Below are 26,046 nucleotides of genomic sequence, written 5' to 3' on the forward strand. Positions count from 1 at the left end.
CAAGCGGTATCTAATGATCATCACGGAAGCATCCGCCATACCCGCTGGCATAAGATCACGGATCCTTGTTGAGTGTTCTGTACCGGTTGAAATGCCGGATAGCATGCTGCGTCTCGCCAAGCTCCTCGTGAATACGCGCCGAGTTGAAGTGGGCATCGGCGAAGTCGGGTTGCAGATCAATACACCGGCGATATGCGTCCAGCGCATCGGCCAGCCGCTCGGCGTCCTCGAGCGCGACGCCGAGGTTGAAGTGTAGAAGGGCGCCACCCGGTACTGCCAGGACCGCATCGCCATATAACGAGACCGCATCGTCATAGCGTCCCCGATCGCACAGAAGACAGCCTAGGTTGAGGTACGCGTCAACAAACGAGCGATCCGCGTAAATCGCTCGCCAGTAGGCCGTCTCTGCAGCATCGAGTCGGCCGTCCGACTCCAGTTCTGCTGCCTCATGGAAATCGTCCAACGCGGTGTTGGATACAGGCGTGGCCTCAAGCCTCGCAATCCTGGCGACGTTAACACAGGCCGGTACCGGCTCGAAGTCGATCAGCAACTGGCCGAAGTCGGCTGCCCACCGTCCCGCGCTGTCGTGCACAGCGACGTCGGCGCCCATCGCGCTGATGCGGATGGATGTCAAGTCGCGGTCCGGCGACCACGTGCTGCGAAGATTTTCCAACGCGCGAACAATCTTGCGCGGTGGGATGCCAGCCTTGCGCAGCGAATGCGCCGTTCGCAGCATCACGACGTCGCGGAATGAAAAGAGGTGTTCACGGCCCCGGCCGCGTTCGGGCTGGACGAATCCACCTGCGATCAGCCGGGAGATAACGGTGCGTGAGACACCTAACATGCGTTGCACATCCCGCATACGATAGCGTTCGCCACGTGTCATGGAAGTCACTTCCGCGTACCAGTCTTCCGTGCGGGGGGTACAGCAACAGGGGCTGCCCGTCTAGGGGATTTCCGCTGTTTTGGCTCCGCTGGCGTTGCTTCCATAGATTCCTTCGCCGGCGCAGCGCCGCGTTTGCGCAAGCTCGCGCGCAACGCGTCGACGAGGTCGGTGATCTCGGCGCCCTCAGGTTGCGCGTCGGGCTGAAGGGTAATTTTCTTGCCTGCGATCTTCTGATCTATCGCAGCGAGGATGCGCTCCTTCTCTTCGTCCTTGAACGCCTCGGGATCGTAAGCATCGACTCGGTACTGTCCGATCAACTGCTCGGCGAGCTTTAGCTCCGCCGGCTGGACGTCCGGCTTTTCGATATCAGCGCAGACTGCGCGCGCACCTCGTCTGCGTAGAGTAACTGCTGCAGGATCAAACCGTCTGGCCCGGGGCGCAACTGCGCCACGTGCTGTTTGCCTTTCATTACCCATGTTGCGAGCGCACAGGTGCCGGTGTCTGTCATTGCCTCCGACAGAAGAGCGTAGGGTTTGGCGCCGCGCTTGTCAGGGCCGAGGTAATAGGCTTTGTCGAAATAGATTGGGTCAATGGCGTCCGCGGGAAGGAACGAGACGATATCGATCGTGTGGCGAGCGCTGGCATCAAGGGCGTCCAGCTCTGCCGGTTCGAACACGACGTACTTGTCTTTCTCGAACTCGTAGCCTTTGACCATGTCCGCACGTTCGACGACCGTCTTGTGCACCGGACATATGTACTGCTGCTTAACCCGCGCCCCACAGTCTTTGTGAAGGAGGTTGAAACCGACCCCCGACTTGCTTTCGGTCGCCGTGAAAAGCTTTACGGGTATGGCGACCAGTCCAAAGCTGATGGTCAACGAGGCGAGCGAACGAGGAGCGGCCATAATCATCCTCAATACGGTGGTTAGCGCTTCGATTCAGCAAGATCCTCGCCAGTCAGTATCGGCGGGCACAAACGTTGCACTCGAAGCCGGAGTTTCGCAGCGGGAAAGTCGGGTGGCGCGTAAAAACATCATAGTCGCTGAAAAAGGTGCACGAGAGGTCGATCCGATCCCCTCGTTGGTCAAGCCGCAGCTTGCGACTCTAGTTGACAAGCCTCCGTCAGGCGAACAATGGTCGTACGAAATCAAGTTCGATGGATACCGGATGCTTTGTCGCCTCGATGGCGGACGGGCAACTCTTTTCACCCGTAACGGCCACGACTGGACCGACCGGCTGCCGGCGCTTGCCGCAGCGCTCGCGGCGCTGCCGGACGAGAGCGCATGGATCGACCTCGACGCAGTCTCCTCAATAAGGCAGGTACTCCGGACTTCACCGCGCTTCAGAATGCGTTCGCGCGGCGCCAGACGGCAAGCGTGACGCATTTCGCGTTCGACCTGCTATTCCTCGACGGGCGGGACCTTCGACAACAGCCCTTAAAGGAGCGCCGCGCGAGGCTGCGCGCTCTCCTGGAGAAGTTTCCGCGCGAGAACGTGAGATTCAGCGAGGCTTTCGAGCACGACGTCCATTCACTACGCGCTTCGGCTCAGGCAATGGGCCTAGAAGGCTTGGTAGGCAAGCGCCTCGATCGGCCTTATGTGAGCGGACGATCGGTAGACTGGGTCAAGGTGAAGTGTCTTGCGCGGCAAGAATTCGTCGTCGGAGGGTTCACGCGCACCAGGGGCGCGACGAGCGGTGTCCGTGGGCTTCTGCTTGGAGTCTACGAGCGCGATGGATCTCTACGATATGCCGGCTCCGTCAAGCCGCCGTTGCGGGCCGCTCTTCGCGATCTGGTGGACCGCGGCCTGAAACCTGTTCGCAAAGCCCCGTTTTTCAACCCGCCATCGCCTGAGCGGGATCGAGTAATTGTTTGGGTTCGGCCGGAACTGGTCGTTGAGGTTTCTATTCTCGAGTGGCCCCCTGCCGGAGAACTTCGCCAGCCCGTGTTCAAAGGTGTTCGTGAGGACAAGCCAGCCAGATCGTCGAGGAGAAGCCGCAGCCGATCGAAGCCAGTGAAGAAAAGCAATGAACCGCGAACCTCCAGCCGCCGGGCAAAAGTGAAGGGCATTTTCATCACAAATCCCGGCCGCGTCGCTGACCCGTCGACGGGCCTGACCAAGATGGACGTCACGCGCTACTACGAGACGATCGCAGATTGGATTCTTCCGCACATTGTCGACCGGCCGCTGATGCTGGTGAGGGCGCCCGACGGTCTGCGCGGCGAGATGTTCTACCAAAAGCATGCCGAGCAGCAGAGGCTCAAAGCCATGATACAACTGCCCGCTTCCTTATATCCGCACCACCCTCCGTTGCTCGCCGCAAATTCCGTCGAAGCTCTGATCGAGATGGCACAACTGAACGTAATCGAGCTTCACGCGTGGAATGCGACTGCTGCGGATCTCGACCGGCCGGACCAGTTCATTCTCGACCTGGACCCTGACCCGCAACTCGACTGGACGACGATGCAGGAAGCGGCAACGTTGGCGAAGGTGCTGCTCGATGAGATAGGGCTGACGTCCTTCTGCAAGACAAGCGGAGGAAAGGGTCTGCATATCGTTGTGCCGCTGTCCGGAAAACACAATTGGAACGATGTGAAGACGTTCAGCCATGCAATCGCGCGCCACCTTGCGCGAGTCGTGCCGCAGCGTTTTTCGGCGGTCTCCGGCCCGAAGAACAGAATCGGAAAGATCTTTGTGGATTACCTTCGCAATGGGAAGGGTGCGACGACGGCCACCGCATATTCGGTGCGTGCCCGGCCGGGACTGGCGGCTTCTGTGCCGATTTCATGGGACGAGTTACCTGACGTCTCTGGAGGCGACGCGTAGTCCATGAAAAGCGCTGTCGCCCGGATGCGAGGAGTGAAGCGCGCTCCGTGGGAAGGCCGTCACGCGGTTAAACAAGCGATCACCGCATCTATGCGCAAGGCCGTCGGACTGACCAGCTAGGCGCCTGCAATCGGCCACCTACGGACATTCGCCCACCCTTTAACACGCGCGTTTGAACGTCGGCTTCGCGCCAAGCTCCGGACACATTGCAGCCGATCGCGCGGCTGCCGCGACTATTACATATTGCTTGCGTCGCATCCTGTGGATTTGTCGCGCGCGCGAGTTGGGTCAGCTTCGATATAAGGGTAGCTGGCAATTGTCGCGCACTGTCAAGACGCCGGCTGACCCCCTGCGGGTGAATGGGTCCAATGGCGGTCTTTGTTGTTCGCCCATTTGCGGGCGGTCGATCTTAGATGTCAACGCCTTGCGTTACTGGTGGCCTCACCGGGTTTCGCACGATGTCGCTAACTAACAATTATGCTGCGGGCGCACGGTTCGCTGGTGGCTGTGACAATTTTATGAACGCGTGTGCGTTCGAAAACATATCAATGACTTGCGAAGTGCGTTAATGATCAAGTTCCGGCCGGTCCAGTTAAAACCACTCATCTCTCGGCCGGGACGCATACCGTTCAACGCGCGCTGTGTTGCTGGGTCGCTCCATCAATAAGTCGGCGATTCGTGACGCGCTTCCCCCAAGGCCAGGTCATGAACAGTTTCGATTCCAAAATCCTGACGATCCTGACAAGCAATGCGCTGCAGTCGGAGACTTTCAACCACGCAGTCAGCGTCGTTGCGGCCTTTTACCTGTTCAAGGGTGTCCTGCCACTAGCGATGCTGTGTGCCATCTGGTTCGACACAAGGAAGCGCCGGCAGTGGCAACGGGAAATGGTTGTTGCCACAATCCTGAGCGGTTTGGTGGCGCTTTTCATTGGCAGAGTTCTCGCCCACTATTTGCCCTTCCGCCGGCGACCGCTTTACGACCTGAGCCTGCATCTGACGTTTCCGATAGCGGCCACTCCAGAAGCGGTTCTCCGAACCTGGAGTTCGTTTCCTAGCGACCATGCCATGATGTGGGCGGCCGTCGCGATGGGCATCTTTCTCGTCTCCAGATGGCTGGGCGTGCTCGCGCTGCTGCAATGCGCCTTTCTTATCTGTCTTCCGCGCGTTTATCTGGGCCTGCACTATCCGAGCGACGTTCTGGCAGGAATGATCCTTGGCGTTGGCGTTACCTGCGCTGTAACGCGAAAACCGGTCATGGAGCGATTTGCGCCACCCGTCGTGCGATTCATCGACAAGTTTCCAAGCGTTTCGTACGCCTGCATGTTTGTCGCGTTGTTTGAACTTGCGACTACGTTCGATGAACCACGGCAGCTTGCGCAATCTATCTTTAAACATGTTCTCCACGGTTAATGCTGGGCGTCCGTTTTCACTTCGCCAGGCGGACTTGATCCGCGCGATTATCTCGTTTGGTGAGTCAGACCGGGCACACAATGAAGGACACCGACAAGGGATTTAGAAACGACTTCCTGGCCGGCTTTTGTCTTTATCGATGGACAGCAGTTGCTGTTCATCGTTTGCTTGAAAGTTCCTCTTTACGAAAAGGGAGACGGACGCGCGCGGTGGCCGCAATCGGCTTGATGCGAATGACTGGTATCGGCGATGCCGATACCTCAATGGGCAGCAACCGTTCAAATGACTGGCCGCTGGACCTCGAAAGCAGCCTTTCACGTCGCGCTAGCTTCAATGGCCAGAGAGGGTCGACAGGTGCCCTTCGCGCTGACGAGTCCCGGGCATAGGGAAACTGAAGGAGTGAGACTCGGGCATAAGTTCCGGATTTCGGAGTTCGCGAGACTGCAGAAATGCCTCCAGCTAGAGCAAGCCGCGCCTCCGCGCGGTTATAGCTATGCCGCCTCGGCTACGGATTCGATCTGGGCTTCGGTGACGAAGCGTGATGCGAAATTCCTGGCCGTACCCGAGATCATCAGCGACTCACGTGCGCGTGTCATGGCGACGTAAAAGAGTCGGCGCTCCTCGGGTTCTGTGGACTTCGCGTCGGGAACGACGGTTTCCTCCGATCGCGCGATCCAGACGTGATCCCACTCCAGCCCTTTCGAACTGTGCATGGTGGTCAGGATCAGCGCGCCGGGTGCCGGCTCGTTGTTGTCCTGGCGCAGGAACAGCAACCGCTCGGCGAAAATGCCCGTGAGACGCGACAGCACGTCGTAGGTTGCCTGAATGGTCCGGATCGCACTTTCCTTCTTCGTGTACTTCAGCATCCACTCGTTCACGCCCGAGAGCACTAACGAATAGAACTTCCGGTCGCACAGGCTACGCCATTCGGAAAGCCGTTTCATAAACTCGCGGTAGTTCGTCGCAACGTCTTCGGGCAAGCCCATCTCGACAAGCTCTGCGCGCCCCTTCTGCGTCAGTTCAGCGCCCATGCTCGCGTGCAACGCCCGCAACTGATCAGCACGCAGGCCCAGGTGCGCGAGCACGGAATCCAGCCCGGTTTCCTTTACCCGCTCGATGATTTCGAGCAGATTGCACATCAGTGCGCCCTCCGGTCGGCTCAGGACCGACGCGCCAGACGCACGGTAATACTTCACGCCGTGCGAGCGACACACGGCTTCGAGCGGATCAAGAATCCGGTTTGTGCGCGCGAGGATCGCACAGCTTTTACCTGTCTCCAGCATTGGCGCGAGCGCTTCGATCGCCGCGGTCGCTTCGACATATTCGTCAGCGTGCCTGGACGCCAGCACGCGGCCGCCCGCACCTTTCTCGGCACGAAGCACTTTTGCGATACGGTCGACGTTGTTACGGATGACGCGGTCAGCGGCGGCCAGAATCTCCGAGCGGCACCGATAGTTGCTGCCGAGTACAACAGGCTTTGCGTCAAATTCCTTGATGAACGATTCCATGCCGCGATAGCCCAGCGCCTCGCGGAACGCATAGATGCTTTGATCGTCGTCGCCAACGACCGTCACGATCGAGCCGGCTTTCGCGTGCAGCTCTATCCAGCGGTACTGCAGCGGGTCAGTGTCCTGGAACTCGTCTACAAGCAGGTATTTGAATGGGTACGGCAGGATCGTGCCGTTCTGCATGCCTTCGACAGCGAGACGCAGCATGTCCTGGAAGTCGATCTTGCCGTTGCGCGTGAGCGCGTCCTGATACGCGTGATAAAGCTGGCCGTCGGCGCTTTCCGCGTCACACCGGCCAAAGTTCGTCTTGATCTTTTCGATCGTTGGAATGACCTCTTCGGCCTTGCCCTCGAGTCCCAGATCCTGCATGACGCGAATCAGCAAACCGAGTCGGTCCCCGTCGCTCGCAATATCGGGCGGACGCGAACCGGGCCGCTGAAGCTGCTTGAATGCGAGCGAATGGAACGTGCCGGCGATCAGGCGTTTCTTCACCGCCTTGCCAGCCACCGCGAGAATCCGCTCACGTAATTCGACGGCGGCATCCTTCGAAAATGTCACTGCGCCAACCACCGCGGCGTCTTCCTGAAGCAGAAGCGCCGCTTTGGTAGCGATCGTCTTCGTCTTGCCCGCGCCTGGGCAGGCGATCGCCACGCAGTTCTGGCGCAACTGGGCGACTTCCCGCTGCTGGGGGTTCAACTCGTCCAGCATGCCGCCTCCTTAAAGGCCGCGAACCGTCGTCATCAGGCGCAGGTGCGTCATGTACCCGCGAACGCCCAGCGGATTGACCTTTTTCAGGAAGCGCACCGTTTCATCATCCACGTCGGACTGGTCGCGGATGCCATTCCACACCATGAAGTCGAAGTGATCCATTGCACGATCGAACTTCATGATTGCGGTGAGCACGCGCATCGAAAAGCGTGAATACACCTCTACCTGCAAATCGAGCGCCGGCATCGGAATCGTCGGCTCGAACACAAATTCGCCATTCGAGCGAAGCTCCGCTTCCTTCTGCTGCCGGTAGCCGTCTGTCACCCGCGTCACTTCATCGACGTACTGTTCGATAGACGCAATCTGCTTTTCGAAGAAGGTATTGACGGTATTCTTGTCGTCGGCGCCGAAGGTGGTGTCACCGAAGCGCTGCATGTTGACGCTCATGCGGTTCAGATACGGCCACCACTGTTCGAACAGCGGCTTCAGCCGCGTGTGATTCAGGCGAACCTGCGCAGGCACCACCGCTGCGCCGGAGAGCTGGCGCTCCATCAACTCGCGGCCGATTTCGCGACGACGCCTGATGATCGCGATACGCTCGCTGGCGGGCAGATCGCGGAACAACCGACGGGTCCTGGCCACTTCGGCGCGCTTCATGTTCGCGTCATCGTTCGAGATCACACCTTCCTTTTGCAAGCGGTCGGCGTCCGCTTCCATCTGCGTCAATTCGAGCTCGAGTTCGCCTTCGCCAGCGACATCGGCGCCGCTAGCTCCTTCGGGCGTCGCGCCCGGCGCATTAACGGGAGCCGCGGCTGGCGCGTTGGCGGTTACGGCTTTTTCGAGTTCGGTTTCTGCCACTGTGCTCATGCGCTTCTCCTCGGTCGGACCTGTGTCCGGTTTCGTTGTTGGTCAATCGGACACGCGAGCCGTGTCCCAGCAATGTTCATTGTTGCGGGGGCTACGCGCCTGTAACGTCCGAAACACGCATTATTTCGAACGGCTTTAGCGCATTCCCCCGATTGGCTGGAAGCCGGTTAATGGGGGACGCGACGCCGGCACCGCGGATGTTGAGCGTGGTTCACGCCGGACTGGCGCATGAGACAGGATTTGGGACGCGGACATGACAAACAGGCTGTAACGCGTTACAGCCTGTCAGGGAGAAAGACCCGGTTTTTCCCGCATGACTCCGGGACGGTATTACGCGATGCTTTCTATCGGGACGACTGGAACGACTCTGCGGCCTTCCAGAGCAATGCGCCAAGCAGTGCCGCCACGACTAGCCAGTATCCGGCGAGCACCGGCACTGGCGCAACGAGGACCCCAAACAGCGTCCCCGTCACAAGCAGGAGGCCATGGCCGGCGAGATGGAAGGAGAGCGGGCTGACAAAGCCGGCCGCAGATGCCTTGATTTTCCGCCTGGCGGTTCCGTCGATGAACATGCCAAACGCGAAAAGTAACGTCCCGAAGATCCAGACTTTCATGACCATCGCGCGGAACATCATCCGGTAGGCCAGCAGCCAGAAGTTTTCGGTCCACGTGTGCGCAAAGGTCGACATGCCGCCGTCGTTCATGTCAGCGACGTTTCCAGAGGCAGTCAACGTGCGGTGCACGACACCGTTGTCAACGAACGACCGCCTGAAGAGGTCATTCGCCGTTCTGATCGCCTCGTCGGCGCGCGCCTGCCCGATGGAGGCGACGAGCGACGCCGTTTCCGCATCCGGCACCTCGAACAGCGAACGGTCGGGAATCGCGGGCATCACGGCGATCGCCAGCACTGGCACCAGGAGGAACCAGACTTTCAGGTGCGAACCGAACCGGCTAGCCATGATGCAAAACTCTCACAACGAATAGAACAGGAATCGCGACAACTGCCAGCAGACCGCCCCAGAAAAGGTGCGGCCGGTGAAGCGAGATCGAGGCGAGCGCGTAGCAGCGCGCGCCGGCGCCGTATGTAAATTCTTCGGGCGGGGTCGCATCCGGCTCGTCAAAGGCGCTCGCAGTATCCAGCGCGCGCCGGGCCATGCCGGCATCAACCCCCGACAACTTCGCTATGCTCGTAACGGTGAGCGACATCGTATTCCTCGAAGTAGCGACGGAAGGCTTCGCCTTGCAGCACGCGCGACGCCAGTTGAAAAGCGGCGGTGCGCTCGGTGATCTGTTCCGGGCACCGTTCGTCGACCGTCTCGAACTCGCTGTTCGCGTGACGCTCTTCAAACGCCGGGATGGCTTCGAACATCGGCGACCAGACGCTCAGCTTGTCGCCGCGACGCGCCACGTAGCGGCGCGCATACAGTGACTTCGCAGGTTCAAACAGCCCCTGCATGAACGCAATGTGCTGATCGCCCGTGCGCCTGGCGCGCTTGAATCCGCTCAGCGCCGACTCGATCATCTCGGCTGCCAGCGGTCCCTTGTCTCCGAGGAACCGCTCTCCTACAAAGTCGGCCACCCGTGAACACGCAAGCTCCAGGTCTGGCGCAACATTGAACACGGGTACCAGCTTGTGCGACAGCTTGTGATCGCGAATGATGTTTTTGAAAACAGCGGACATATAGTTTTTTTCAGCCTTCGATGATGGGAATTCGACCCTGGTATACGGCACCGCCCGAATTGCGCATGAAATATTGCAGGTTCGGCAAGCTGTGAATCAGGCGCATCGGAATCAACGGCACTTTCTCCAGTTGCAGCGTGCGTGACTGGGATCCGCTGAACTCCATCGCATGGGATTCGGTCGTGGTGTTCGTACTGTTCGAGATGTTGACCACCCGAATAGCCGTCTCCCCTACCTTGTCCGAGAACCACTTGGCGGTGTCGCTATCTTCCAATCGTAGAATGATCTGGTTGTTCAGGTTGCCCAAAACCTGCAGCATTTTCGCGACGTTTCCGAGCTTTGCCTCCAGGTCCGCCCGCGCCTGAAATGCCACGAACGCCTTGAAGCCCGCGCCGCGCCCCTTGTTAAGGATCTGGATCACCTGTTCGTTGATCGCTTCCGCGATCTCGTCGATGATCAGCACCACCTCCGGCTTTTCTTTGTAGAAGTTGTAGATCGAGCCGCACACCGCCGCGACGTCCGACAGGGCCATCGACGCAATCGCCTTCTGAACGATGTTGTTTGACAGTGAATCGAGCCCCATGTACAGGACGGCCTTCTGCTTGATGATCTTGTCGATGTCCCAGATCTCGCGCTCGTCTTCGAAGTCGTCCGCTTTCGGGGCGAGCATCAGGCCGGTCTCGCCGGTTGCAAGCATCTGGAGCAGCGGTAGCGCCGACGCGATGATCCGCATGTAATGCTCGCGATCGTGCGTGTGGGTCGCGATCAGGCCGTCGATGGTTTCATGTCCGCGATCGTGCGCCGCGAACCGGTCCATGTAGAGTTTGGCCATCCCGTCGACGAGCGAAACGTCGTTCTTGCGCTGGGCATCCTTGACCGTCTGCGCGACGGTCAGTTCTTCCCAGTTCGGCAGACCGTTTTCAACGAAGAAGCGGCGCAGGCTGCGGTCCAGCAGTGTGCCGATACCCGACTGCGCGTACTTCAGGATCGAGCGCAGGTTCGGCTTGTCACCGACGTACAGCTCGCCTTTCACGGCGCGGTCGATGAAAAGAAAGGCGAAGTCACGAAACGGCCCCTCCTCCATCAATTGCGCAATCCGGGACGGAATTTCCGAAGGCTGTGACCAGTTTTCCAGCGGGTTCAGCCGGATCGACTCGTGCGGCTTCGCCTGATTGAAGTACAGGAATTTGCGGCCGGTGCGCGTGCACTCTTTCTCAACGCGGTTTTTCCAGTCATCGTCGTTTTTGGGGTCGACGATGATCAGCACGTCGTTCAGGGTGTGAATGACCTGCGTCGAGATCACCTCGTACGTCCGCGTTTTGCCCGAACCGGTCGTCCCGCCCACCAGCGTGTGTCCACCCATCGCCTTGTAGTGAAACGGCACACGGACCTTCTTCGGCTCCATGCCATGAATCCATGACGAACCCTGGGGCATCCGGTCCCGGACGCTGTCGCCCGGCGCGAACAGGAGCTCGATACGCGTTTCGACCGCGCGCCCGATATTTGTCCTGTTCAACCATCTCGGCAACGACGGAATGTCAGTCACTGGCATGCGCAAAATGTCGTGCGCAATCTGCGTGTGCTTCTGGGTCCATTCGAACCCAATACCGAGGAACATCGAGTTTTCCCGCTCACGCATCCTGTTCTGCGTGTCGAGCAGCTTTCCAATCTGGATCTTGCTCAACCACTTCGTGGAAATGGCCATCCGGAAGCTGAGCGCACGCCAGACCTGAACTCCGCGAATGACGAGCAGCGCGAGACACGCGAGCGCGAACGCCCAGCCGTACGGCATACCCGAGGCGAAGATACCGACCATCACGAACGGCCAGACAATCAACGGCCGGAACTCATAGATCGGGCGAAAGTGGTTGATGTAGTTCATGCGGCAGGCCGCTCCATGATCAGGCGGCCAGCGCGCTCAACCATGCAGATGTCATTGCCGGCCGCGCGCAGCAGGAGGCTGCGCTTTCTCAGTTGCTCAACGAGCGTGTCGCTTGTCATACCATACGCACCGATCAGGCGCTTCTGCACCGTCAGCCCCTTTTCATCCCACGTCACCCTGGCTTTCCCGGACGCCACGTCATCCGCCAGCGCCCGGAAAAACTCCCGCATCATCGCCGAGCCGGGACCGAGGATTTCGTTAAGCTCGTCGTCCGTTGGTCCAGCGCGCCCGACTTTCGGCGCCGCGGTGGCTGTCGGCATTTGAGAGGGATCGACCGCTGGCGCGCGTGCGACGTCCGCAGCCTGGTCCGCAGGGCCAGTCGCGGCTGCGGCTGCGGCCTGTGCGTCGCTGCGCTCCAACGCATCGAGCAGCGACTGGGAAAGCTGGGGACCGGCCGGCGCTGGTGCTGGGGCGGTCGGGGCCGGGGACGTCGGAGCGAGTGCGGGTGCATCGGGGCGAGTTTCGCCCACTGGCGGAACGACGACCATGCTCTGGGTATTCGCGATGGGCGACACGCCGGTCGCCGCCGCGGCAGCGGGAGCGGGAGCGGCCGGCTCAGATGCGGCTGGCGCAGTCTGTTGTGGCTGAAGCTCGAGCGCGACGTGCACAGCCGATGGCACATCAAATTTGACCGGCGCGAAAACGCCGCGCTGCGCCTTGCGTTCAAAATCGACCGCCACGTCCATCGCCTGCCGTACCACCTTATGCACAAGCGGCTCAAATCCCTGCGGGCTTTTCTCGGGGTTGATCGCCCCGAACAGGTCCGCGAGCACTGCTGTATCGAGGCCCGACAGTAACTCCGGTGAAATGACCGTCTGCGCGAACATCGCTGTGCGCATGCGCTCGCTCTTGAGCGGCGCAGTTCGACGCTGCACCAGATATTCGCTGTCGCCAATCCAGCTACCGAACGCCCCATGCGCGGCGGGATTCCACTGCGCGCGATCAGATGCCCGCGTGAAGTCGAAATGCCTGCACGGCTCGTCAAGCGATGAACATGCGGCCGCGAGGAATACGGCGTAGATGTACTGCGGCTCAAGCCGCCGCCGCTTGTCCGAAGTCATATCAGCCGCGAATTTCTGACCGCCGGCGAGGCGCATCGCATAGAACGTCGATTCGATGGTGGCCCGGAATGCACCACCCGGCTCCGCATGCAACTCGGGCGTGAGCGGCATCGACGAGAACCAGCCGGCGCACCGCTGAAGGACCGCGAGCCATTTCCGCTCGAACTCCGCCAGTGTGCTTTCGTTGGCACACTGGCGCACGAGCTCGATGCGCTTCTGATGGGTCGCAAGCAGCGCGTCCGGCGCGAGGGGACGATGGGCAATAGTCATCAGATGAATCCCTTCATCAGCTTGAGCGCGCCGGTACCGCTCGCACCTGCACCGCTGCCAAACATCCCGGCCAGCTTCGGAATCTCAAACGACAGCAGCAGTATGAACACCGCGAGATCGAATACATACGCGCCGCTGACCTGCGTCGATCCGCCTACGGTGGTCACCTTTGTTACCGCCGACGAGATATTCGTGCCCATCAGCTTCATCAGGACGGCCACCATTACGACATACATGCCGGAATGGATCATCCAGTCCAGCCACTTCTGGAAATAGCCACGCGTGTAGCTGGACAAGCCCAGCGCAATAGCGATAGGCCCGAGGACGATGCCGACGGCCGCCTGAATCTGCCCGACCGCCGAGTAATACATGAAGACGACCGACGCGAGACACATCACCACAAATGCCAGGAGCAGCACTATCACGTCTGTCAGCGTTGCGTTGAACTGGGTCAGTACGGTGATGACCGTCATCTTCGCCTTCAACGCGTCGAGAACGGTCCCCGCGAGTGTGCTCATCTGCGTGGAAATCGAATTATTGGCCCCGCCGCCAATATCGGTGGCAAGCGTCTGAAACCAGTTCCAGAATCCCGGTGCGGATGTGTTATAGCCCAGGTACAACGCAACGAAGATCCCGAGAATCGCAAGTTCTTCGAACAGGTTGACCCATGCGGAGATCGGATGATGGGTGCCAGAAAACCGGATTCCAACGAGTACCAGACTGATGACGCCAAGGCCCCACGCAAACTTGTTGGCCTCGGTGAGCACACCGGCGCTCGCGGTCACAGCGGCCGGAATGATATTTCCGAGCAGCCCCTGCATCTGGCTGATCGCATCCGTTGACCCTTTCGTGAAGTCTCCGTTATTGCTCGACAGGGGCGCGGTAGTGGTCAACGAACCGCCCGCCCCCGTGGATTGTGCAAATGCCGGTTGCGATGCCAGTGACGTCGCGACAACAACGCAAAGCGCCAGCAACATTGCACGCAATGCCAGGAAGGAAAAATTGCTCACGACTTATTGCCCCAGGACTTTCGACGAGCCGATCGTGGCGTTGTAAGCCGCCCGCTCCCGGTCCATCTGCGACTGCAGTGCAATACGCGCGTTATTGGTCGTCTGGTCGCCGGCAGTCCTGGCTGCCTGTGCGACGCTGTCGGCCTGCTGTTTCGCGGCCATCATCTGCAACATATCGCCGTTCTGGCTGGCCACGATGTCCAGCATGTGCGTCGTAAGTTGTGAGGTCACTTCCATCGTGGGCGACATGTTCAACTGGTTCTGGATTTCCTGCCGCCGCTGGGCGAGAGTGTTGACGTGTGACATGACATCATTGCCCTGCTGGAAGAGCTGCTTCGCTGTCTGGTCGTTGTTATTGATCAGCGTGCTCTGGTCTGTGAACCACTGGCTCGGCGTCTTGCCCGACTGCGTGATGAGCGCCTGGACCTTTGTCGCGTACTGGGCGTTGGATTGCAGGCCGCCGTAGAGCGATGTCAACGAACTGGTGTATTTCGTGAGCGAGCTGATGTCATTCGTGATCGTATTGGCTTGCGCGAGCATCGCCGCCGGATTCAGGTTCGTCGCCTGTTTCAGCTGGTTGAGCATCATCTGATACTGGTAGATGAGGTTCGTATCCTGATAGACCTCGCCTTTGACCGCCCCGATCGCTGACAGCGTATTCTGGATGAGGTTAGTCGGGTCAATGACGGCAAGCTGTGCGTTGCTTTGCTGCGCAAACCCGAAGGTCAGTGCGCCGGCCGCTGTAAGGGTACTGAGCAGTTTTTTCATCATGGTGAGGGTTTCCGGGAGCCAGACGTTAAGCGTTAGCAAGGACGTCGCGCACGTACGCGTCCTGCCAGTTATCGACGCCCGACTTCACGTGCTTGTCGAGCAGAGCCTGGGCACGTCCGTCCGAACGCAGGTAGGCAAGCGCCTCCTTCGGGAAGGCTGCCTGCAACATCCGGGTCTGTGTGGACGTCACCCAGAGGTAATCGCGGTTGGGGACGGCGTTCGAGATCATCCCGATCTGGTGCTGCGTAAGCCCGAAAATTTCGCTGTACAGCGCCTGATTGTTGATCGCGTCGCTGTTTGGCAGGTAGATCAGGTTTGGAATGTTCTCCTTCAGGATCTCGAAGTTTGGCACGCGCGCGAGCTGGCGCAATGACTGCGTCGCCATCAACAGCGCCGCGTTCAGTTTCCGGATCGTCACGGCCCAGATTTCCAGACGTGCATAGAACTTCGGGTACGTGAAGAAGAAGCCCGCCTCCTCGATTTCGATCACGGTGTAGCGCTTCCCATCCAGAATCTGCGCGATCCGGTAGAAGGCGTAGTCCATGAACAGCGCCGCAGCAACGGGGAAATTCTGGAAGAGATCGCCCATCTCGATGGACAGGTCATCCGAGAGCGAAAAGCCGTCCTCAACGTGGTCGAAGAAGCGCCCATTTTTCTGCCCGGCGGTCCAGACGGCCAGACGTTCGCGCAGTTCTGCAGGAAGCAGTGTGATCAGGCCCGACAGGCACCACTTCTCCGGCGGATACGCGGTTGCGAGCACGCGGATACGCTCATAGATGTCGGTTTCCTGCTGGGGTGTGCAGGTGTACTCCTCACCCTCGATCACAAGCTTTACCCATTCGGCCACGTACGACCAGTGCTTCTCTTCACCGATAAGCGAAAGCGGATTCACCGAAGTCGCGGCCTCGAACCGCCCGGTCGCGTCGATGAAGCGACCGCCGCCGAGGAGCGTTGGAATTCGCGTCGATCGGTCCTTGTCGAAGCGGATGCGGCGCGCGCCATGTCGTCCAGTTTGTGACATCAGGTAATTGAGCAGCACGGACTTGCCCGCGCCAATAGGACCCACGACAAGCGTGTGAGCCTTGCCACCGGGATGATGCAGATCCACGTTTTGCAACGTCCGGTGGCGGGTAGGCAGACACGTCAGCGGCCCGGTCCGGGTACCGGACTGTTGTGTCAGCCAGTCATTGACGGTCGAACCCTCGCCGACGCTACATAGCGGGGCGATGTCGGAGACCGCGGGTGTCTCAACAAATTGCAGGCGCTTTTGCTGGTCCCAGCGCCCCGGCAATGTCGAACACCACGCGGCAAAGAGATTATCTTTCTCGGGAATCACCCCGAAGCCGGCGTTACCAATGACGCCCACGACCTGGCGGGTCGCGTCTTCGCATTCCTCCGGTGTGCTGCCGTAGACCACAATCGAAATGTTCGCGAAGCCATACTGCTGCCCCTCAGCGTCAAGCTTGGCAAGCGCCTCGCTCGCTTCTTTCGCCAGAACTTCGCGACCTTCGTCGTTTTTCTGCTCTTCTTTCGTTGCCCACTGCTTGAGGATGGCGACCGGGTTGAATGCGGCCGCCTTGTAGAAACCACGGATTTTCTTGATGTAGGCGCTTGCGCGCGACGAATCCAGAAACCGGAACATCACGCATACGTCAAGTTCCGCGTCAATCTGCGACAGGACGTCCAGCGCCGCCTCCTGGAAGCCCATCCATTCCTTGACGCCGATGATGCGCGCATAGACCTTGCCGTGCGCCGACTCAAACATCAACTCGTTTGCGCCGATCGTGACGGTCGTCTCGGTCAGATGCGTGTCCAGCATCGTGACCGGATAGCGAACGCGCCGTTTGGGCGTGCTTGGGTTCGCACGCTGATGCAGGAACGACAGAACGTTCTGCAACTGGAGGCGCTTAACTTTCAGGCGGGTGACGCCTCCAGTGAAGCCGTCGATCACCGCTTCGAACCGTTTGATCTCGTTCTGGATCCTGGTAAGGTCGAACACGAAAGCGCTGCGAGCGAGAAGCATATCCTTGGCCGCTTCGAACATGGCGACGGCGACATTCTTGCCACCGATTGTCATGTGATAGCCGATCTTGTCGAAAATGCGTGACAGGCCGGTTTCAGGCGTGAACGCGAGTGAAAGAGAATGCGAGTTTCGGAAATACTTGCCACTGCCGATATTGGCCTGGTTGATGGCGTCAACCCGCGCGTCCGCCGCGGATGCGAAGTCGCCGTCAATTCCACCCCTCACCCGGCGATGGGAAACCCGCCACCACGCAGTGACGCGGTGGTCGAAATTTCGGCACGCGTGGTCCAGATTGTCCCTGGCAGCGGTGATGTCCGCCGGATTTGGGGTGTCTGCGTCGATGCCGTCAAACTCGAAGACCGTTAGCAGCGAGCCATCCTTGTCGAGGACAAGCTCGGGCGTTACCAACGTCATCCACGGAGCAACTTCCTGGACCGCGCGTTTCGTGAACGGCATTTTCAGCATGGGAGGTCCTGATCAAAACCGTAAGGGCGCTTGAACCGCGCACTGAATTTCGCATTGGGTTCGGCCTCGTAGACGTCCGGGTAGCGGTTGTAGACGAGCATGACAAGCCGCCACCACGGATCCTTCGAACTACGCCAGCGGAGATAGAAATGAACCACTACGCCCACCAGCAGGAACGACGGACTCCAGCTCGTATACGTCAGCAATGCGGTCAGCGTGCCGTTCAGGATTGCGAGCATGCGATCGGCGCCGCCCATCTGGCGGGGCAAGGAAAGCCCGCGACTGACCTTGTGCTGGCGCATATCAGCAGGCGACTGCCATGTGGAAGTGATCGCGCATGACTGGCACCGCGACCGAGGCGATACCGAGACCGACCAGCACAACCGAGAATGTCTTCGCGATATTGCTTTCGGAGTTCGCCACCGCGACGCCGCCCAGCGTAATCAGCACGATGCCGATGCCGTAGAGATACGGGCCGCTGATCAGGTTGCTGATCGTGCAGATGATGTCGGTCAGACCCGTGAGCGTTGAATAATCTCCCGCAGCCATCGCCGCGGCCGACGCCACGCTCAGCACCATACCCATGACCATCGGCTTGCCCGGACGCAGCCTCTTTGCTACTGCGAGGGCCGTACTGAAAAACTTCTTTTGCTTCATTTTTTGATGCTCCCGTTAAAAAACACGTCGTAGGTCGTAATCGTTACTGCGAAAACCCCGGATTTCGACGATTTCAGAGACGTGCCGCATTTCACCGGTCCGCTTGAAATGCACCACGTAGTTGAAACAGTCGGCGATGTTCTTGCGCATGTCGGCCAACTCCCAGCGCGAGCCGGGAGGAATGCCTAGCATCGCGAGGCTTTCCAGACGGCTGAGCGCAGTGCGCGCGTTGTTGGCGTGAAGTGACGCAAGGCCACCGTCGTGGCCCGTGTTGAGCGCCTGCAGGAGGTCGTAGCCCTCGCCGCCGCGCACTTCGCCAACGATGATCCGGTCGGGACGGAACCGCAGGCAGAGAGCAACCAGCAATTGCGTCGTGACGTTGGTGTCAGCATTCGAGAGCAGCCGGACGCGATTCGGAACCTGCACCTTCAGTTCCATCGTGTCTTCGATGGTGATGACGCGCTGGTCCTCGGGGATCACGCTCACGAGTGCGTTGAGAAACGTCGTCTTGCCTGCCGATGTGCCGCCCGCGACGAGCACGTTCTTGCGCGACTGGACAAGCGCTTTCAGCGCGCGCATGAGCGCTTCGTTCTCGATGCCATCCTCGAAATGGACCGCCTCGGCTTCCTCAGGCCGTGCATTGGACTTTGCGAAGGCGCCCATGCTCACGTAGTCCTCGAGCGACATCTTCGATTCGCGGTGTTTCCGTATGCTGAGCGCGTGGCCGTCAATGGCGGTCGGATTCATCACTGCCGCAATACGCAGGTTCTTGTGACCAGCGTTGATGATTCCCTTGTCGCTGCCGGCGCGGGCCGACTTGTCCACGGACGACGCCAGCGAATGAATCGCGCCTTCCAGATGCTCCGGGCGCAGATCGACGTTGACGCGCGACATCACGCCGCGGTGCTCGATCCAGATGTTGCGATGGTCGTTGATCATGATTTCCGCGATGTCAGGCGCGTCGAGAAAATCCTTTACCGGCGAGAGCGCCTGGAAGAACATTTCGACGGCGCCCGCCTTCAACGGCTGCAACTTCAGGACAGGGTTATCGTCAAGGTCGGACATGCGATGCTTTGGGGCGGTCTAACATGGGACTATTGTTGTTGCTGCCTCTGTCGGGCAGGCTGCAAAAGGGATGCGAAATCAAACGGCTTTCGCGCCACGTAGCAGGGAGAATTGCGGAATGCTCCCGTCGCTGGAAAAGACTCGCGCGCATGGGAAGAAGGCTTTAACGCGTTACAACCATTTCGGGAGAAAGACCCCGAAAAACATATAGCTTTTGGTCGCCAGCATCCCTCCACGTTCGACAGGTCGCAAAACGTCTGGACGAAAAAAAACCCGGCACAAGGCCGGGTTCGTTCGAGAGCGTTCACCGGGAGCGACCCCGGTTCAACAGATGACTTCCACGGTTTCGCCAAAAGGCGCCCGACGTGCCCGCGCGAGCGGTGTGGTCGAGGCCCACAGCACCGGAAAGTGCGGCGCGACGGCGGGAAACTTCCCCTCCATATCCGTCAGGTAGACCAGAAACGCCGGATTCGGGCCGTCTGCGACGACGCGGTTGAAGGGCTCGGTAAACGTCGTCCCTCCCCCGCCCCTCACAGGCTTGATCTCCTGCGAGTCGCCCGGTTCGAAGATCTGCACCTGCGTGACGCGCGTATCGCAGTCCATCACGATCAGCCGCGCGGGCCTGAGTGAATGAAACACCGAAAGTATCTCGGCATCGAACTGCGCCTGCGTCTCGTCAAAGACGGATCCGCTCGAGTCACGCACGAAGACCGCGTCACCGACCGCCGGCGTATGCAACGAGGGCAGATAGAACCCAAGGTGCAGATACCGGCGGTTCGGCGTGGCGAAGCTATAGTCGGTCGGAGACGACTGCTGCGCGAAACGGTGAAGGACCGCGCGCCAGTCAACGACCGGCCGTACTACTTCCCCAGCCATTGCCTGAAGGTCACTGGGCAGCTTGCCGCGCATCTGAGCCGCTTTCGCGGCCTGCACGACGGCGACCTTCCACTCGGCTTCCTTCACCGGCTTATCCTGCCCCTTGTACTGCCGGACCTCGCCGCAGGAAGCCCCGGAGCCGGGCGACGGATCACCCGGTTGCCCGGTTGCCTGCTGCTGGGGTTCACCACGCCTGTCACGCGGCTGCCCACCCGCACCCTTTCCATCCGGTCCTGAAGGCTGACCGTCCGGCTTCGGTTGTGCGTTCGCTTGCGGCTGGGGCTGCTTCTGCTTCGCGTCCTGGGAAAGCGCGCCATAAATCTCCTCGGCGGACTTGCCCGAAAAGCGCGGATCACGCAACGCACCCTTCGGCAGTTGCATTCCCGACGAAATCACGATCGGGTTGATCGCGTGATCGCAGGCGTCGTTCCAACGCTCGTCCTCACGCGCGTCCTTACGCCAACAGTGACCATTGACCACGTGCAGTACTTCGTGCGCGAGCACGCCGCGAACTTCGATATCGCTCAACGTGTCCAGGTAGTCGGGGTTGTAACCCAGCGACTCCCCGTCCACCCAGAACGTCCTGGCGGACCGGTCCTCAACAATTTTCAGGCGCAACGCGAGCGCGCCAAAAAACGGTTGCGACAGAACCAGCTCCGTTCGCTGCTTCGAAATGCGCGGATGAACCGCGCCGTTGCTCGCCACCATCATGGTGCGGTCCATGACCTCCCTCCTTACGCGACAAGGCGCAGTTGGGCGGTCTGTTCCGCCGGCTCGATTTCCGATTCAGGCGTAATGCCCATGAACGCGGCCATCAGCCCCTCGATCTCGTGTGCCTTGCTGGCCACCTGCGACCGAAGCACACGCGACTCCTTCAGATCCGCACCCGTGTGAACCGCGAGGTGCGTCTTCGCCTGTTCGAGGATATGGGTGAGCTTCGGGTCGTTGGCGAAGTTCAGCTTCGGCAGCAACGCGCACAGATCGCGCACGTTGTTGGCGACGTCGAGCCGGACATTGCCAGTCGCATACAGGCGCGAAGCCATCTGCGACACAGCCTCGTACAGGCGCTGGACGAGTTCCTCGTTCGCGGTCGCAACCGAGGCAAGAACGTGCTGGTCGAGCTCACTTTTCAGCGTCGTCAGCACGTTCTCGGGCAGGTCAACGCCGAACTGGCTGGCGTCCGGAAACGGCAGCACGGCCATCTTGACGCCGAACTTCGTGGACAGTTCCGCGAGGGTCGGATAGTCCGCCTCGTTGAAAAGTCCGTTCAGTTCCGCGCGTGCGCGTTCCTTCAGGTCCAGATAGTCAGTGAGAAACACGGACACCGCCAGATCGAATTCGTCTTTCAACGAACGCATCTTTTCGGCAAACTCCATGTACACCATCGTCGGCAGCAGCCGCACGCCAAGCTGGTCGTACTTCAACGAATGATCGTAGAAATACGACCGGATCCGCCCGGCGATCGTCACAACTTCCTTGAAGCTCGGTGCGTGTTCCGGCAGAAGGCGTTTGTTGAATCTGCCGATACCCTTCGTGTGGTGCCGGGTTTCGACCTCTTCGGTGGCCTTGCCGTCGAATCGACGGGCAACCCACGTGGAAATCGTGACCGAGCACAGCATGACCTTCGACTGGATGTTAGAGATATTCATGAGAAAACTCCGTATAGAAAGGGAATGGATGAAGCGAAAAAAATGGCCCTGGGTGTCCGAAGACACGTCAGAGCCATGAAGGGATGAAGCGTGAGAAAGACTGAGGCGAAATTAATCGCCGCGGATGATGTCGCCGATCTGTCCGGCCTGAGCCCGGATGAAGGCGTACGAGTTCTGGACTGCCGGCGTCCGCTGTACCGAATCACGAACCAGCAGCGCCGCAAACTCGCGGTGCCCCGCGTCGATCAACCGCTCGGTGTACGTCACCACGCGATCGAAATTCGCCTCGCTCGCGCGAGCAGCCAGTGCAGTTGCCACGGCGTAGAGGGCCGACGTCTTCTCCGGGATCACTGCCGTGTCCGGCGTAAGGAGAATCGCGTCGGGCGACGGCAGCTCGCGGTAGATCTGCAGGAAGCTCACGAGCTCCGTTGCGGCGCCTTCGCCAACCGACCCCGCGTACGAGATGTGCTCAAGATGCCTGGGCACAATCTCCATCGTCTTCGCGACGAATCCCCAGCTACGGGAACTCGGCGCGTTTTCGATGTCACGCGAGGTCTTCTGGACGGACAGCAGGTCCGGACGGAATCGCAGGAACGCGATGAGTTCCGCCTGGACATTCGAGCGCACGGCCCATTTTGTCCAGTCGTCGATGGTCGGTTCCAGCTCGACCACCGTGGCGAAACGCGAAATGACCGGATCGAGAATCCCGGTCACGCCAGCGTTATCAGTTCGACGGTTGGTTGCCGCCAGAAACGTCACTTGCGGCGGCAGAACATGCTCACCGACGCGACGCGCAAGCAGCAGTTGCATCTTGGCTGCCTGAACAGCGGGCGAGGCCTGTCCCAGATCGTCCAGAAACCAGATGAGCGGGCGTCTTGCCGTCATCGCGCGTTCCAGATCGCCGAACGGCAGGAACTTGGCGGTGGTGCCGTCGGCGCCGGGGAACGGCAACCCTTTCGAGTCGGTCGGATCCTCGACTACCGGGTGGCTGATGAGCAGTTCGTGATCGGTGTCCCGCGCTGTCTGCTCGACGATATCGCTCTTGCCGATACCCGGGCGACCGGTGATGAGTACCGGCAGACGCTTCGGGACATACAACGAGAGCAGCTCAGTGAGTTGAGCGGGCGTAACTTTCATGATGGCTTTCCAGAAAAGAGAAAGCCCCGAAAGGACTACGCCCGTAGGGACGTGGTCCCTTGGGGGCGATAAAAGGATGCCGACGTGTCGGCGAGGTCGATGCGTCAATGACGCGGGTGAAGACCTCAGTGTAGGGAGCGAAGCACGGTCGGCGGCGTCGAATCGTTGCATTTTCATACCGTCTTAACCGGCGCCCGTTGCTCAACCGCGCCGATGGCCGCGACAGACGGACGTAAAAAAACCCGGCGCGAGGCCGGGTGTGTTCAAGGAATTGGGCTGATTCAGGCTGCGCGTTGAGCCACCATCGTCTTTCCACCATAGACAGCCGGATGGATCAACGCGACGCCCCCCGCGCGGATTGTGTTGTGCGTGCGCATCAATACTTCGCGTTGCGCCGCGCCAGCAGCTTCCCATTCGGCCTGCTGTGCCTCATCGAAGCCGGCAAGCTCGAAAACCGCGCGGCGCCGTGCGGCCGCGCGAACGCCGAGCAGCTTCACCCCGAACGATCCGCGCACCGCCTTCTTCGACACGCGATTCGCATCGTCCGGTCGGTCCAGCAGGTCGAGCAGATACGGCAGATTGCCACTGTCGATGGCGTTCGAAAATTCGTTGCCGAATTCGAACGTTTCGCGACCGTGCTCAAGCTGTGCAATCTGCATCTGCTGGTCGAACGAGCGCTGGCTGATCCGACCTGCCGCGCGCTCCTGCCGAAGACGCACGATCGACGTATCGCGACGCGAATCCGCCATGAGCCGGCGAAACACCTCCGCAAACGCCGAGACCGGGGCGCCCAGCGACTGCGCGGTAGCGTAGCGGTCAGGCAGGCCGTACGCCTGCACCAGACCGTGGCGGAACAGCAGATCGTCGACTTCCACGAAAGACGGTTCGTTCGGTGCGAGCCGCATCACCAGCGCGAGAAGTGCCGCATTGCCGGAGGTAATTCCGCCCTTTTCACGCGACATCACGCTCGCGAGCGTTCGGACCTTCTCTGGTGACATCGCTCCACGCAGTTCCGGGACATCGAGCAGCACCTTGCCCCGGCGCACATCCGTCGAGAACTTGTCGGGAAGCTCGCGATATTCGGCCAGGACCGCCTCTGGAACCGGCATCCCGTCCGCGAGCGCGTAAGCAACATGGACCTCGTGCCGACCGTTGCGATGGCGCGTGGACGTAGCCCACGAGGCCGCCAATCGACGCGGCAGACAACGTATGCAAGTAACGCGCATTCTGTTGTCGCTGGTCCTTTGACGGATAAGTAATGGCATTCATCACACGACGGAAACCCGGTTGCGGTTCGGTCGGCAGGTCCACACCGTACGAGCCGTCGGCAAGCACCCGGACGCGCAGAACGATTCCATTGAAATAGAGCCCGAGAGCCGGTGAACATTCCGACTCATCCATCGTCTTCAGCAACGCGTGGAGGCGCGGAGGCAACATCACCTTTCCCGTTCCCGGGTCGAGCTTTACCCGCTCCGTGATCGTTGTGCCGCTGGTGTATTCGACCTTAACTTTCGCGAGTTTCATCGGCGACCTCCCGAACTGGTGTCAATGCCGCCAGCCAGACGCAGGCCTTCGAGGAACGACTGATAACCGCGCGTCGATTCGATCTGCTCGATCGGCACGTAGTTTTCGCCACCGCCAGTCAGGTCCGAGCGGCCGGAGCGCGTGCGAAAGCTGAGTGCGACGCGCTTCTGGCAGGGCTGGTCCAGCACATCGACAAACAGCGTCTCGGTACGAAGCGAAACGCGGCCTGGAATGTTTCGCCGGGCCGGTTGAAGGATGATTTCATGCGAACGCAGACGAAGGTCTTGCGCGACACGTCGAAGTACACGCGTTGCCTGCTGCTGAAGGGCAGCGGTCGCGCCTGCGGACGTGCGGTCCGCATGGAACAACTTGGGTAGTTTCATGGTTGTGTCTCAGAAGGCGAGACAGCGCCCTTGCGGGGCTGCCCCGCAAGGGAAACGCGCTAATTAAGGTGCGTAGAAGGGGTTCAGTGGGTGATCCGGTAACCGGACCCGCTGGAGATGAGATAGACATGTTCGCCGGGGGAGAACTGCTGATCGTCGACCTGCGACACGACCACCGTTTCACCGTTGGCCCGTCGCAGGAAGACCTCAATGCCGCTGTGACGCGACATCATTGCGCTGACGTGTTGGGAAATCACGCCCGCAGCGGCACCGGACAAGGCGCCGGAAATGTAGCGGCCCCGACCGTTCCCGATGATCTGGGAGCCAAGAAACGCACTCGCCGCCGCACTGACAATCGAAGTCACCCCCGACGAGTCGGAACTGCTTTCGATGGTGATTGAACGCACACGAATGATCGTCGCTGCCTCCATCTGGCCGATGCGCTGCACGTCGTAACGCTGGTACGTGTTCGGCGAACCGAAATCCGCAGAAGCGCAACCCGTCAGGATGGAAAGAACGAGCGTGGAGAGAAGAAGTTTGAACATGGCTGGCTCAAAAAAATGGCAAGCACCCCGCAAAGGGTGCCTGCCTGATGGGAAGCGGTTTTGGAGAGCGGGAGCGACTTCCCCGCACTCGTGCTGAACCGTCGATTACGACAGACGGCGAAGATGATGCAGATCGATGTTCCCGTTTTTGACGAGGTGTCTTGCCGCTTCAAACGTAAAGCCCGGATCCCATCTCACGATGGCGGATCCATCGGTCCAGACGGAACTGATCGTGCCGCTGTACACCTTGGGCGGATGCGCTTCTACGTCCGTTGCACTCACACGTTGATCGGCCGTGAAGCCATTCAGCGTTTGAACCTTGACGATCGGAGTGGATGCGATTGCAGACATGGGAAAAGCTCCTTGAAGAAGGGGGAGCCTTTCCCTGTGGGAAGAGGCTCCCCACATGGGTGAAATTGATATTCGACGGGCATCAGCCCGGCTAAAACATGCAGTCAGTAGCCTCGCCTGGTACGCCAGGCAGGATGCTGAAGCTTGGAAGATGCTCACCTTTCTGGTTTGCGTCGTGGCCCTTGCTGCTGCGATCGCATCGGTTAGCAACACGCCCTTCTCGTTGTAATCCGTAGCTCAAGCCGAACTTTATTGCCGGTCTTCAGGCTGGCTTTTTTCGTCCGTTGGAAATTGGCTGCGGTGAAAGCTGGTTCGAAATCGGGATGTTTCTGCCGCAATACTTCCGGGGTGCGGTGTACGAGCCTGAGAGAGACTTCATTCTATCGAGCGCGTCTCGTCTGCCCCTTTCGAAAGACAAGATATTTGGCGCTCA

General features: G+C 59.9%; 24 protein-coding genes and 1 pseudogene. 4 read left to right on the plus strand and 21 right to left on the minus strand.

What is annotated here, in order from left to right:
- Positions 1 to 55: 55 nt before the first annotated feature.
- Both P0D84_RS38205 and ku read right to left on the minus strand, forming a co-directional pair.
- A complete protein-coding gene (locus P0D84_RS38205; protein ID WP_408346687.1) occupies positions 56 to 886 on the minus strand; it encodes a tetratricopeptide repeat protein in 831 nt (276 codons plus the stop codon).
- 5 nt (positions 887 to 891) lie between these two features.
- Positions 892 to 1,790 (minus strand): annotated as a pseudogene (ku, locus tag P0D84_RS38210) (non-homologous end joining protein Ku).
- Between ku and P0D84_RS38215 the strand changes: the two are divergent.
- The 4 genes from P0D84_RS38215 to P0D84_RS38230 all read left to right on the plus strand — a co-directional run bounded on the left by P0D84_RS38215 (position 1,684) and on the right by P0D84_RS38230 (position 5,506).
- On the plus strand, positions 1,684 to 2,265 hold the full coding sequence (locus P0D84_RS38215) for an ATP-dependent DNA ligase (RefSeq protein WP_408346690.1): 582 nt from the start codon (positions 1,684 to 1,686) through the stop codon (positions 2,263 to 2,265). The pseudogene ku and the gene P0D84_RS38215 overlap by 107 nt on opposite strands.
- The gene (ligD, locus tag P0D84_RS38220; RefSeq protein ID WP_408346693.1) at positions 2,169 to 3,710 is read left to right on the plus strand and encodes a DNA ligase D; all 1,542 of its coding nucleotides are present in this window, start codon (positions 2,169 to 2,171) and stop codon (positions 3,708 to 3,710) included. The genes P0D84_RS38215 and ligD overlap by 97 nt, the downstream gene beginning before the upstream one ends.
- Before the next feature lie 705 nt (positions 3,711 to 4,415).
- The gene (locus P0D84_RS38225; protein ID WP_408346696.1) at positions 4,416 to 5,120 is read left to right on the plus strand and encodes a phosphatase PAP2 family protein; all 705 of its coding nucleotides are present in this window, start codon (positions 4,416 to 4,418) and stop codon (positions 5,118 to 5,120) included.
- 80 nt (positions 5,121 to 5,200) lie between these two features.
- Entirely contained in the window at positions 5,201 to 5,506 is a 306-nt protein-coding gene (locus P0D84_RS38230) for a hypothetical protein (RefSeq protein WP_408346699.1), read from the plus strand.
- A gap of 105 nt (positions 5,507 to 5,611) precedes the next feature.
- Here the strand turns inward: P0D84_RS38230 and P0D84_RS38235 are convergent, their stop codons facing one another.
- From P0D84_RS38235 to P0D84_RS38325, 19 genes are all read right to left on the minus strand, one after another.
- Complete coding sequence (locus P0D84_RS38235; protein WP_408346702.1) at positions 5,612 to 7,336, minus strand: ATP-dependent helicase; 1,725 nt, start codon at positions 7,334 to 7,336, stop codon at positions 5,612 to 5,614.
- Positions 7,337 to 7,345: 9 nt separating this feature from the next.
- Entirely contained in the window at positions 7,346 to 8,203 is an 858-nt protein-coding gene (locus tag P0D84_RS38240; protein WP_408346705.1) for an ATPase, read from the minus strand.
- A gap of 344 nt (positions 8,204 to 8,547) precedes the next feature.
- Positions 8,548 to 9,162, minus strand: a complete 615-nt coding sequence (locus P0D84_RS38245) for an IncC plasmid conjugative DNA transfer DtrJ family protein (protein WP_408346708.1) — start codon at positions 9,160 to 9,162, stop codon at positions 8,548 to 8,550.
- Positions 9,163 to 9,365: 203 nt separating this feature from the next.
- On the minus strand, positions 9,366 to 9,884 hold the full coding sequence (locus P0D84_RS38250; RefSeq protein ID WP_408346711.1) for a hypothetical protein: 519 nt from the start codon (positions 9,882 to 9,884) through the stop codon (positions 9,366 to 9,368).
- A 10-nt stretch (positions 9,885 to 9,894) separates the two neighbouring features.
- Entirely contained in the window at positions 9,895 to 11,766 is a 1,872-nt protein-coding gene (gene traD, locus P0D84_RS38255) for a conjugative transfer system coupling protein TraD (RefSeq protein WP_408346714.1), read from the minus strand.
- On the minus strand, positions 11,763 to 13,157 hold the full coding sequence (locus tag P0D84_RS38260; RefSeq protein ID WP_408346717.1) for a TraI domain-containing protein: 1,395 nt from the start codon (positions 13,155 to 13,157) through the stop codon (positions 11,763 to 11,765). Before P0D84_RS38260 ends, traD begins: the two co-directional genes overlap by 4 nt.
- A complete protein-coding gene (locus tag P0D84_RS38265) occupies positions 13,157 to 14,167 on the minus strand; it encodes a type IV secretion system protein (RefSeq protein WP_408346720.1) in 1,011 nt (336 codons plus the stop codon). The genes P0D84_RS38260 and P0D84_RS38265 overlap by 1 nt, the downstream gene beginning before the upstream one ends.
- Positions 14,168 to 14,170: 3 nt before the next feature.
- Positions 14,171 to 14,938, minus strand: coding sequence for a type VI secretion protein (locus P0D84_RS38270; RefSeq protein WP_408346723.1), 768 nt, complete (start codon positions 14,936 to 14,938; stop codon positions 14,171 to 14,173).
- A gap of 25 nt (positions 14,939 to 14,963) precedes the next feature.
- Complete coding sequence (locus P0D84_RS38275; RefSeq protein WP_408346726.1) at positions 14,964 to 17,426, minus strand: VirB4 family type IV secretion system protein; 2,463 nt, start codon at positions 17,424 to 17,426, stop codon at positions 14,964 to 14,966.
- Positions 17,420 to 17,728, minus strand: a complete 309-nt coding sequence (locus P0D84_RS38280; RefSeq protein WP_408346729.1) for a VirB3 family type IV secretion system protein — start codon at positions 17,726 to 17,728, stop codon at positions 17,420 to 17,422. Before P0D84_RS38280 ends, P0D84_RS38275 begins: the two co-directional genes overlap by 7 nt.
- 1 nt (position 17,729) lies before the next feature.
- Positions 17,730 to 18,083, minus strand: a complete 354-nt coding sequence (locus P0D84_RS38285; RefSeq protein ID WP_408346732.1) for a conjugal transfer protein TrbC — start codon at positions 18,081 to 18,083, stop codon at positions 17,730 to 17,732.
- A 15-nt stretch (positions 18,084 to 18,098) separates the two neighbouring features.
- Complete coding sequence (locus P0D84_RS38290) at positions 18,099 to 19,148, minus strand: TadA family conjugal transfer-associated ATPase (protein WP_408346735.1); 1,050 nt, start codon at positions 19,146 to 19,148, stop codon at positions 18,099 to 18,101.
- Between the two features lie 324 nt (positions 19,149 to 19,472).
- Positions 19,473 to 20,747 carry a vWA domain-containing protein gene (locus P0D84_RS38295; protein WP_408346738.1) on the minus strand — a complete coding sequence of 425 codons (1,275 nt, stop codon included), beginning with the start codon at positions 20,745 to 20,747 and terminating at the stop codon, positions 19,473 to 19,475.
- A gap of 11 nt (positions 20,748 to 20,758) precedes the next feature.
- Positions 20,759 to 21,673: a hypothetical protein gene (locus P0D84_RS38300; RefSeq protein WP_408346741.1), complete on the minus strand. Its 915-nt coding sequence runs from the start codon at positions 21,671 to 21,673 to the stop codon at positions 20,759 to 20,761.
- Between the two features lie 111 nt (positions 21,674 to 21,784).
- A complete protein-coding gene (locus P0D84_RS38305) occupies positions 21,785 to 22,810 on the minus strand; it encodes an ATP-binding protein (protein ID WP_408346744.1) in 1,026 nt (341 codons plus the stop codon).
- A gap of 281 nt (positions 22,811 to 23,091) precedes the next feature.
- A complete protein-coding gene (locus tag P0D84_RS38310) occupies positions 23,092 to 23,919 on the minus strand; it encodes a hypothetical protein (RefSeq protein ID WP_408346747.1) in 828 nt (275 codons plus the stop codon).
- Between the two features lie 411 nt (positions 23,920 to 24,330).
- Entirely contained in the window at positions 24,331 to 24,717 is a 387-nt protein-coding gene (locus P0D84_RS38315) for a hypothetical protein (RefSeq protein ID WP_408346750.1), read from the minus strand.
- 83 nt (positions 24,718 to 24,800) lie between these two features.
- Positions 24,801 to 25,262 (minus strand): outer membrane lipoprotein, encoded by a 462-nt coding sequence (locus P0D84_RS38320; protein ID WP_408346753.1) that lies wholly within the window; start codon positions 25,260 to 25,262, stop codon positions 24,801 to 24,803.
- Between the two features lie 105 nt (positions 25,263 to 25,367).
- Positions 25,368 to 25,613: a hypothetical protein gene (locus P0D84_RS38325; RefSeq protein ID WP_408346756.1), complete on the minus strand. Its 246-nt coding sequence runs from the start codon at positions 25,611 to 25,613 to the stop codon at positions 25,368 to 25,370.
- Positions 25,614 to 26,046 lie beyond the last annotated feature (433 nt).

It is taken from the genome of Paraburkholderia sp. RL17-337-BIB-A, from assembly GCF_046025895.1.
Taxonomy (GTDB): Bacteria; Pseudomonadota; Gammaproteobacteria; order Burkholderiales; family Burkholderiaceae; genus Paraburkholderia; species Paraburkholderia fungorum_C.

Bases quoted from the DNA above. Each gene is read 5' to 3' on its own strand.
- P0D84_RS38285 (WP_408346732.1), bottom strand. From the start codon at position 18,083: ATGAAGCAAAAGAAGTTTTTCAGTACGGCCCTCGCAGTAGCAAAGAGG.
- P0D84_RS38315 (WP_408346750.1), bottom strand. From the start codon at position 24,717: ATGAAACTACCCAAGTTGTTCCATGCGGACCGCACGTCCGCAGGCGCG.
- P0D84_RS38280 (WP_408346729.1), bottom strand. From the start codon at position 17,728: ATGCGCCAGCACAAGGTCAGTCGCGGGCTTTCCTTGCCCCGCCAGATG.
- P0D84_RS38235 (WP_408346702.1), bottom strand. From the start codon at position 7,336: ATGCTGGACGAGTTGAACCCCCAGCAGCGGGAAGTCGCCCAGTTGCGC.
- P0D84_RS38205 (WP_408346687.1), bottom strand. From the start codon at position 886: ATGACACGTGGCGAACGCTATCGTATGCGGGATGTGCAACGCATGTTA.
- P0D84_RS38310 (WP_408346747.1), bottom strand. From the start codon at position 23,919: ATGCCGGTTCCAGAGGCGGTCCTGGCCGAATATCGCGAGCTTCCCGAC.
- P0D84_RS38245 (WP_408346708.1), bottom strand. From the start codon at position 9,162: ATGGCTAGCCGGTTCGGTTCGCACCTGAAAGTCTGGTTCCTCCTGGTG.
- P0D84_RS38295 (WP_408346738.1), bottom strand. From the start codon at position 20,747: ATGGACCGCACCATGATGGTGGCGAGCAACGGCGCGGTTCATCCGCGC.
- P0D84_RS38260 (WP_408346717.1), bottom strand. From the start codon at position 13,157: ATGACTATTGCCCATCGTCCCCTCGCGCCGGACGCGCTGCTTGCGACC.
- traD (WP_408346714.1), bottom strand. From the start codon at position 11,766: ATGAACTACATCAACCACTTTCGCCCGATCTATGAGTTCCGGCCGTTG.
- P0D84_RS38270 (WP_408346723.1), bottom strand. From the start codon at position 14,938: ATGATGAAAAAACTGCTCAGTACCCTTACAGCGGCCGGCGCACTGACC.
- P0D84_RS38250 (WP_408346711.1), bottom strand. From the start codon at position 9,884: ATGTCCGCTGTTTTCAAAAACATCATTCGCGATCACAAGCTGTCGCAC.
- ligD (WP_408346693.1), top strand. From the start codon at position 2,169: ATGGATCGACCTCGACGCAGTCTCCTCAATAAGGCAGGTACTCCGGAC.
- P0D84_RS38290 (WP_408346735.1), bottom strand. From the start codon at position 19,148: ATGTCCGACCTTGACGATAACCCTGTCCTGAAGTTGCAGCCGTTGAAG.
- P0D84_RS38225 (WP_408346696.1), top strand. From the start codon at position 4,416: ATGAACAGTTTCGATTCCAAAATCCTGACGATCCTGACAAGCAATGCG.
- P0D84_RS38305 (WP_408346744.1), bottom strand. From the start codon at position 22,810: ATGAAAGTTACGCCCGCTCAACTCACTGAGCTGCTCTCGTTGTATGTC.
- P0D84_RS38320 (WP_408346753.1), bottom strand. From the start codon at position 25,262: ATGTTCAAACTTCTTCTCTCCACGCTCGTTCTTTCCATCCTGACGGGT.
- P0D84_RS38300 (WP_408346741.1), bottom strand. From the start codon at position 21,673: ATGAATATCTCTAACATCCAGTCGAAGGTCATGCTGTGCTCGGTCACG.
- P0D84_RS38230 (WP_408346699.1), top strand. From the start codon at position 5,201: ATGAAGGACACCGACAAGGGATTTAGAAACGACTTCCTGGCCGGCTTT.
- P0D84_RS38275 (WP_408346726.1), bottom strand. From the start codon at position 17,426: ATGCTGAAAATGCCGTTCACGAAACGCGCGGTCCAGGAAGTTGCTCCG.
- P0D84_RS38240 (WP_408346705.1), bottom strand. From the start codon at position 8,203: ATGAGCACAGTGGCAGAAACCGAACTCGAAAAAGCCGTAACCGCCAAC.
- P0D84_RS38325 (WP_408346756.1), bottom strand. From the start codon at position 25,613: ATGTCTGCAATCGCATCCACTCCGATCGTCAAGGTTCAAACGCTGAAT.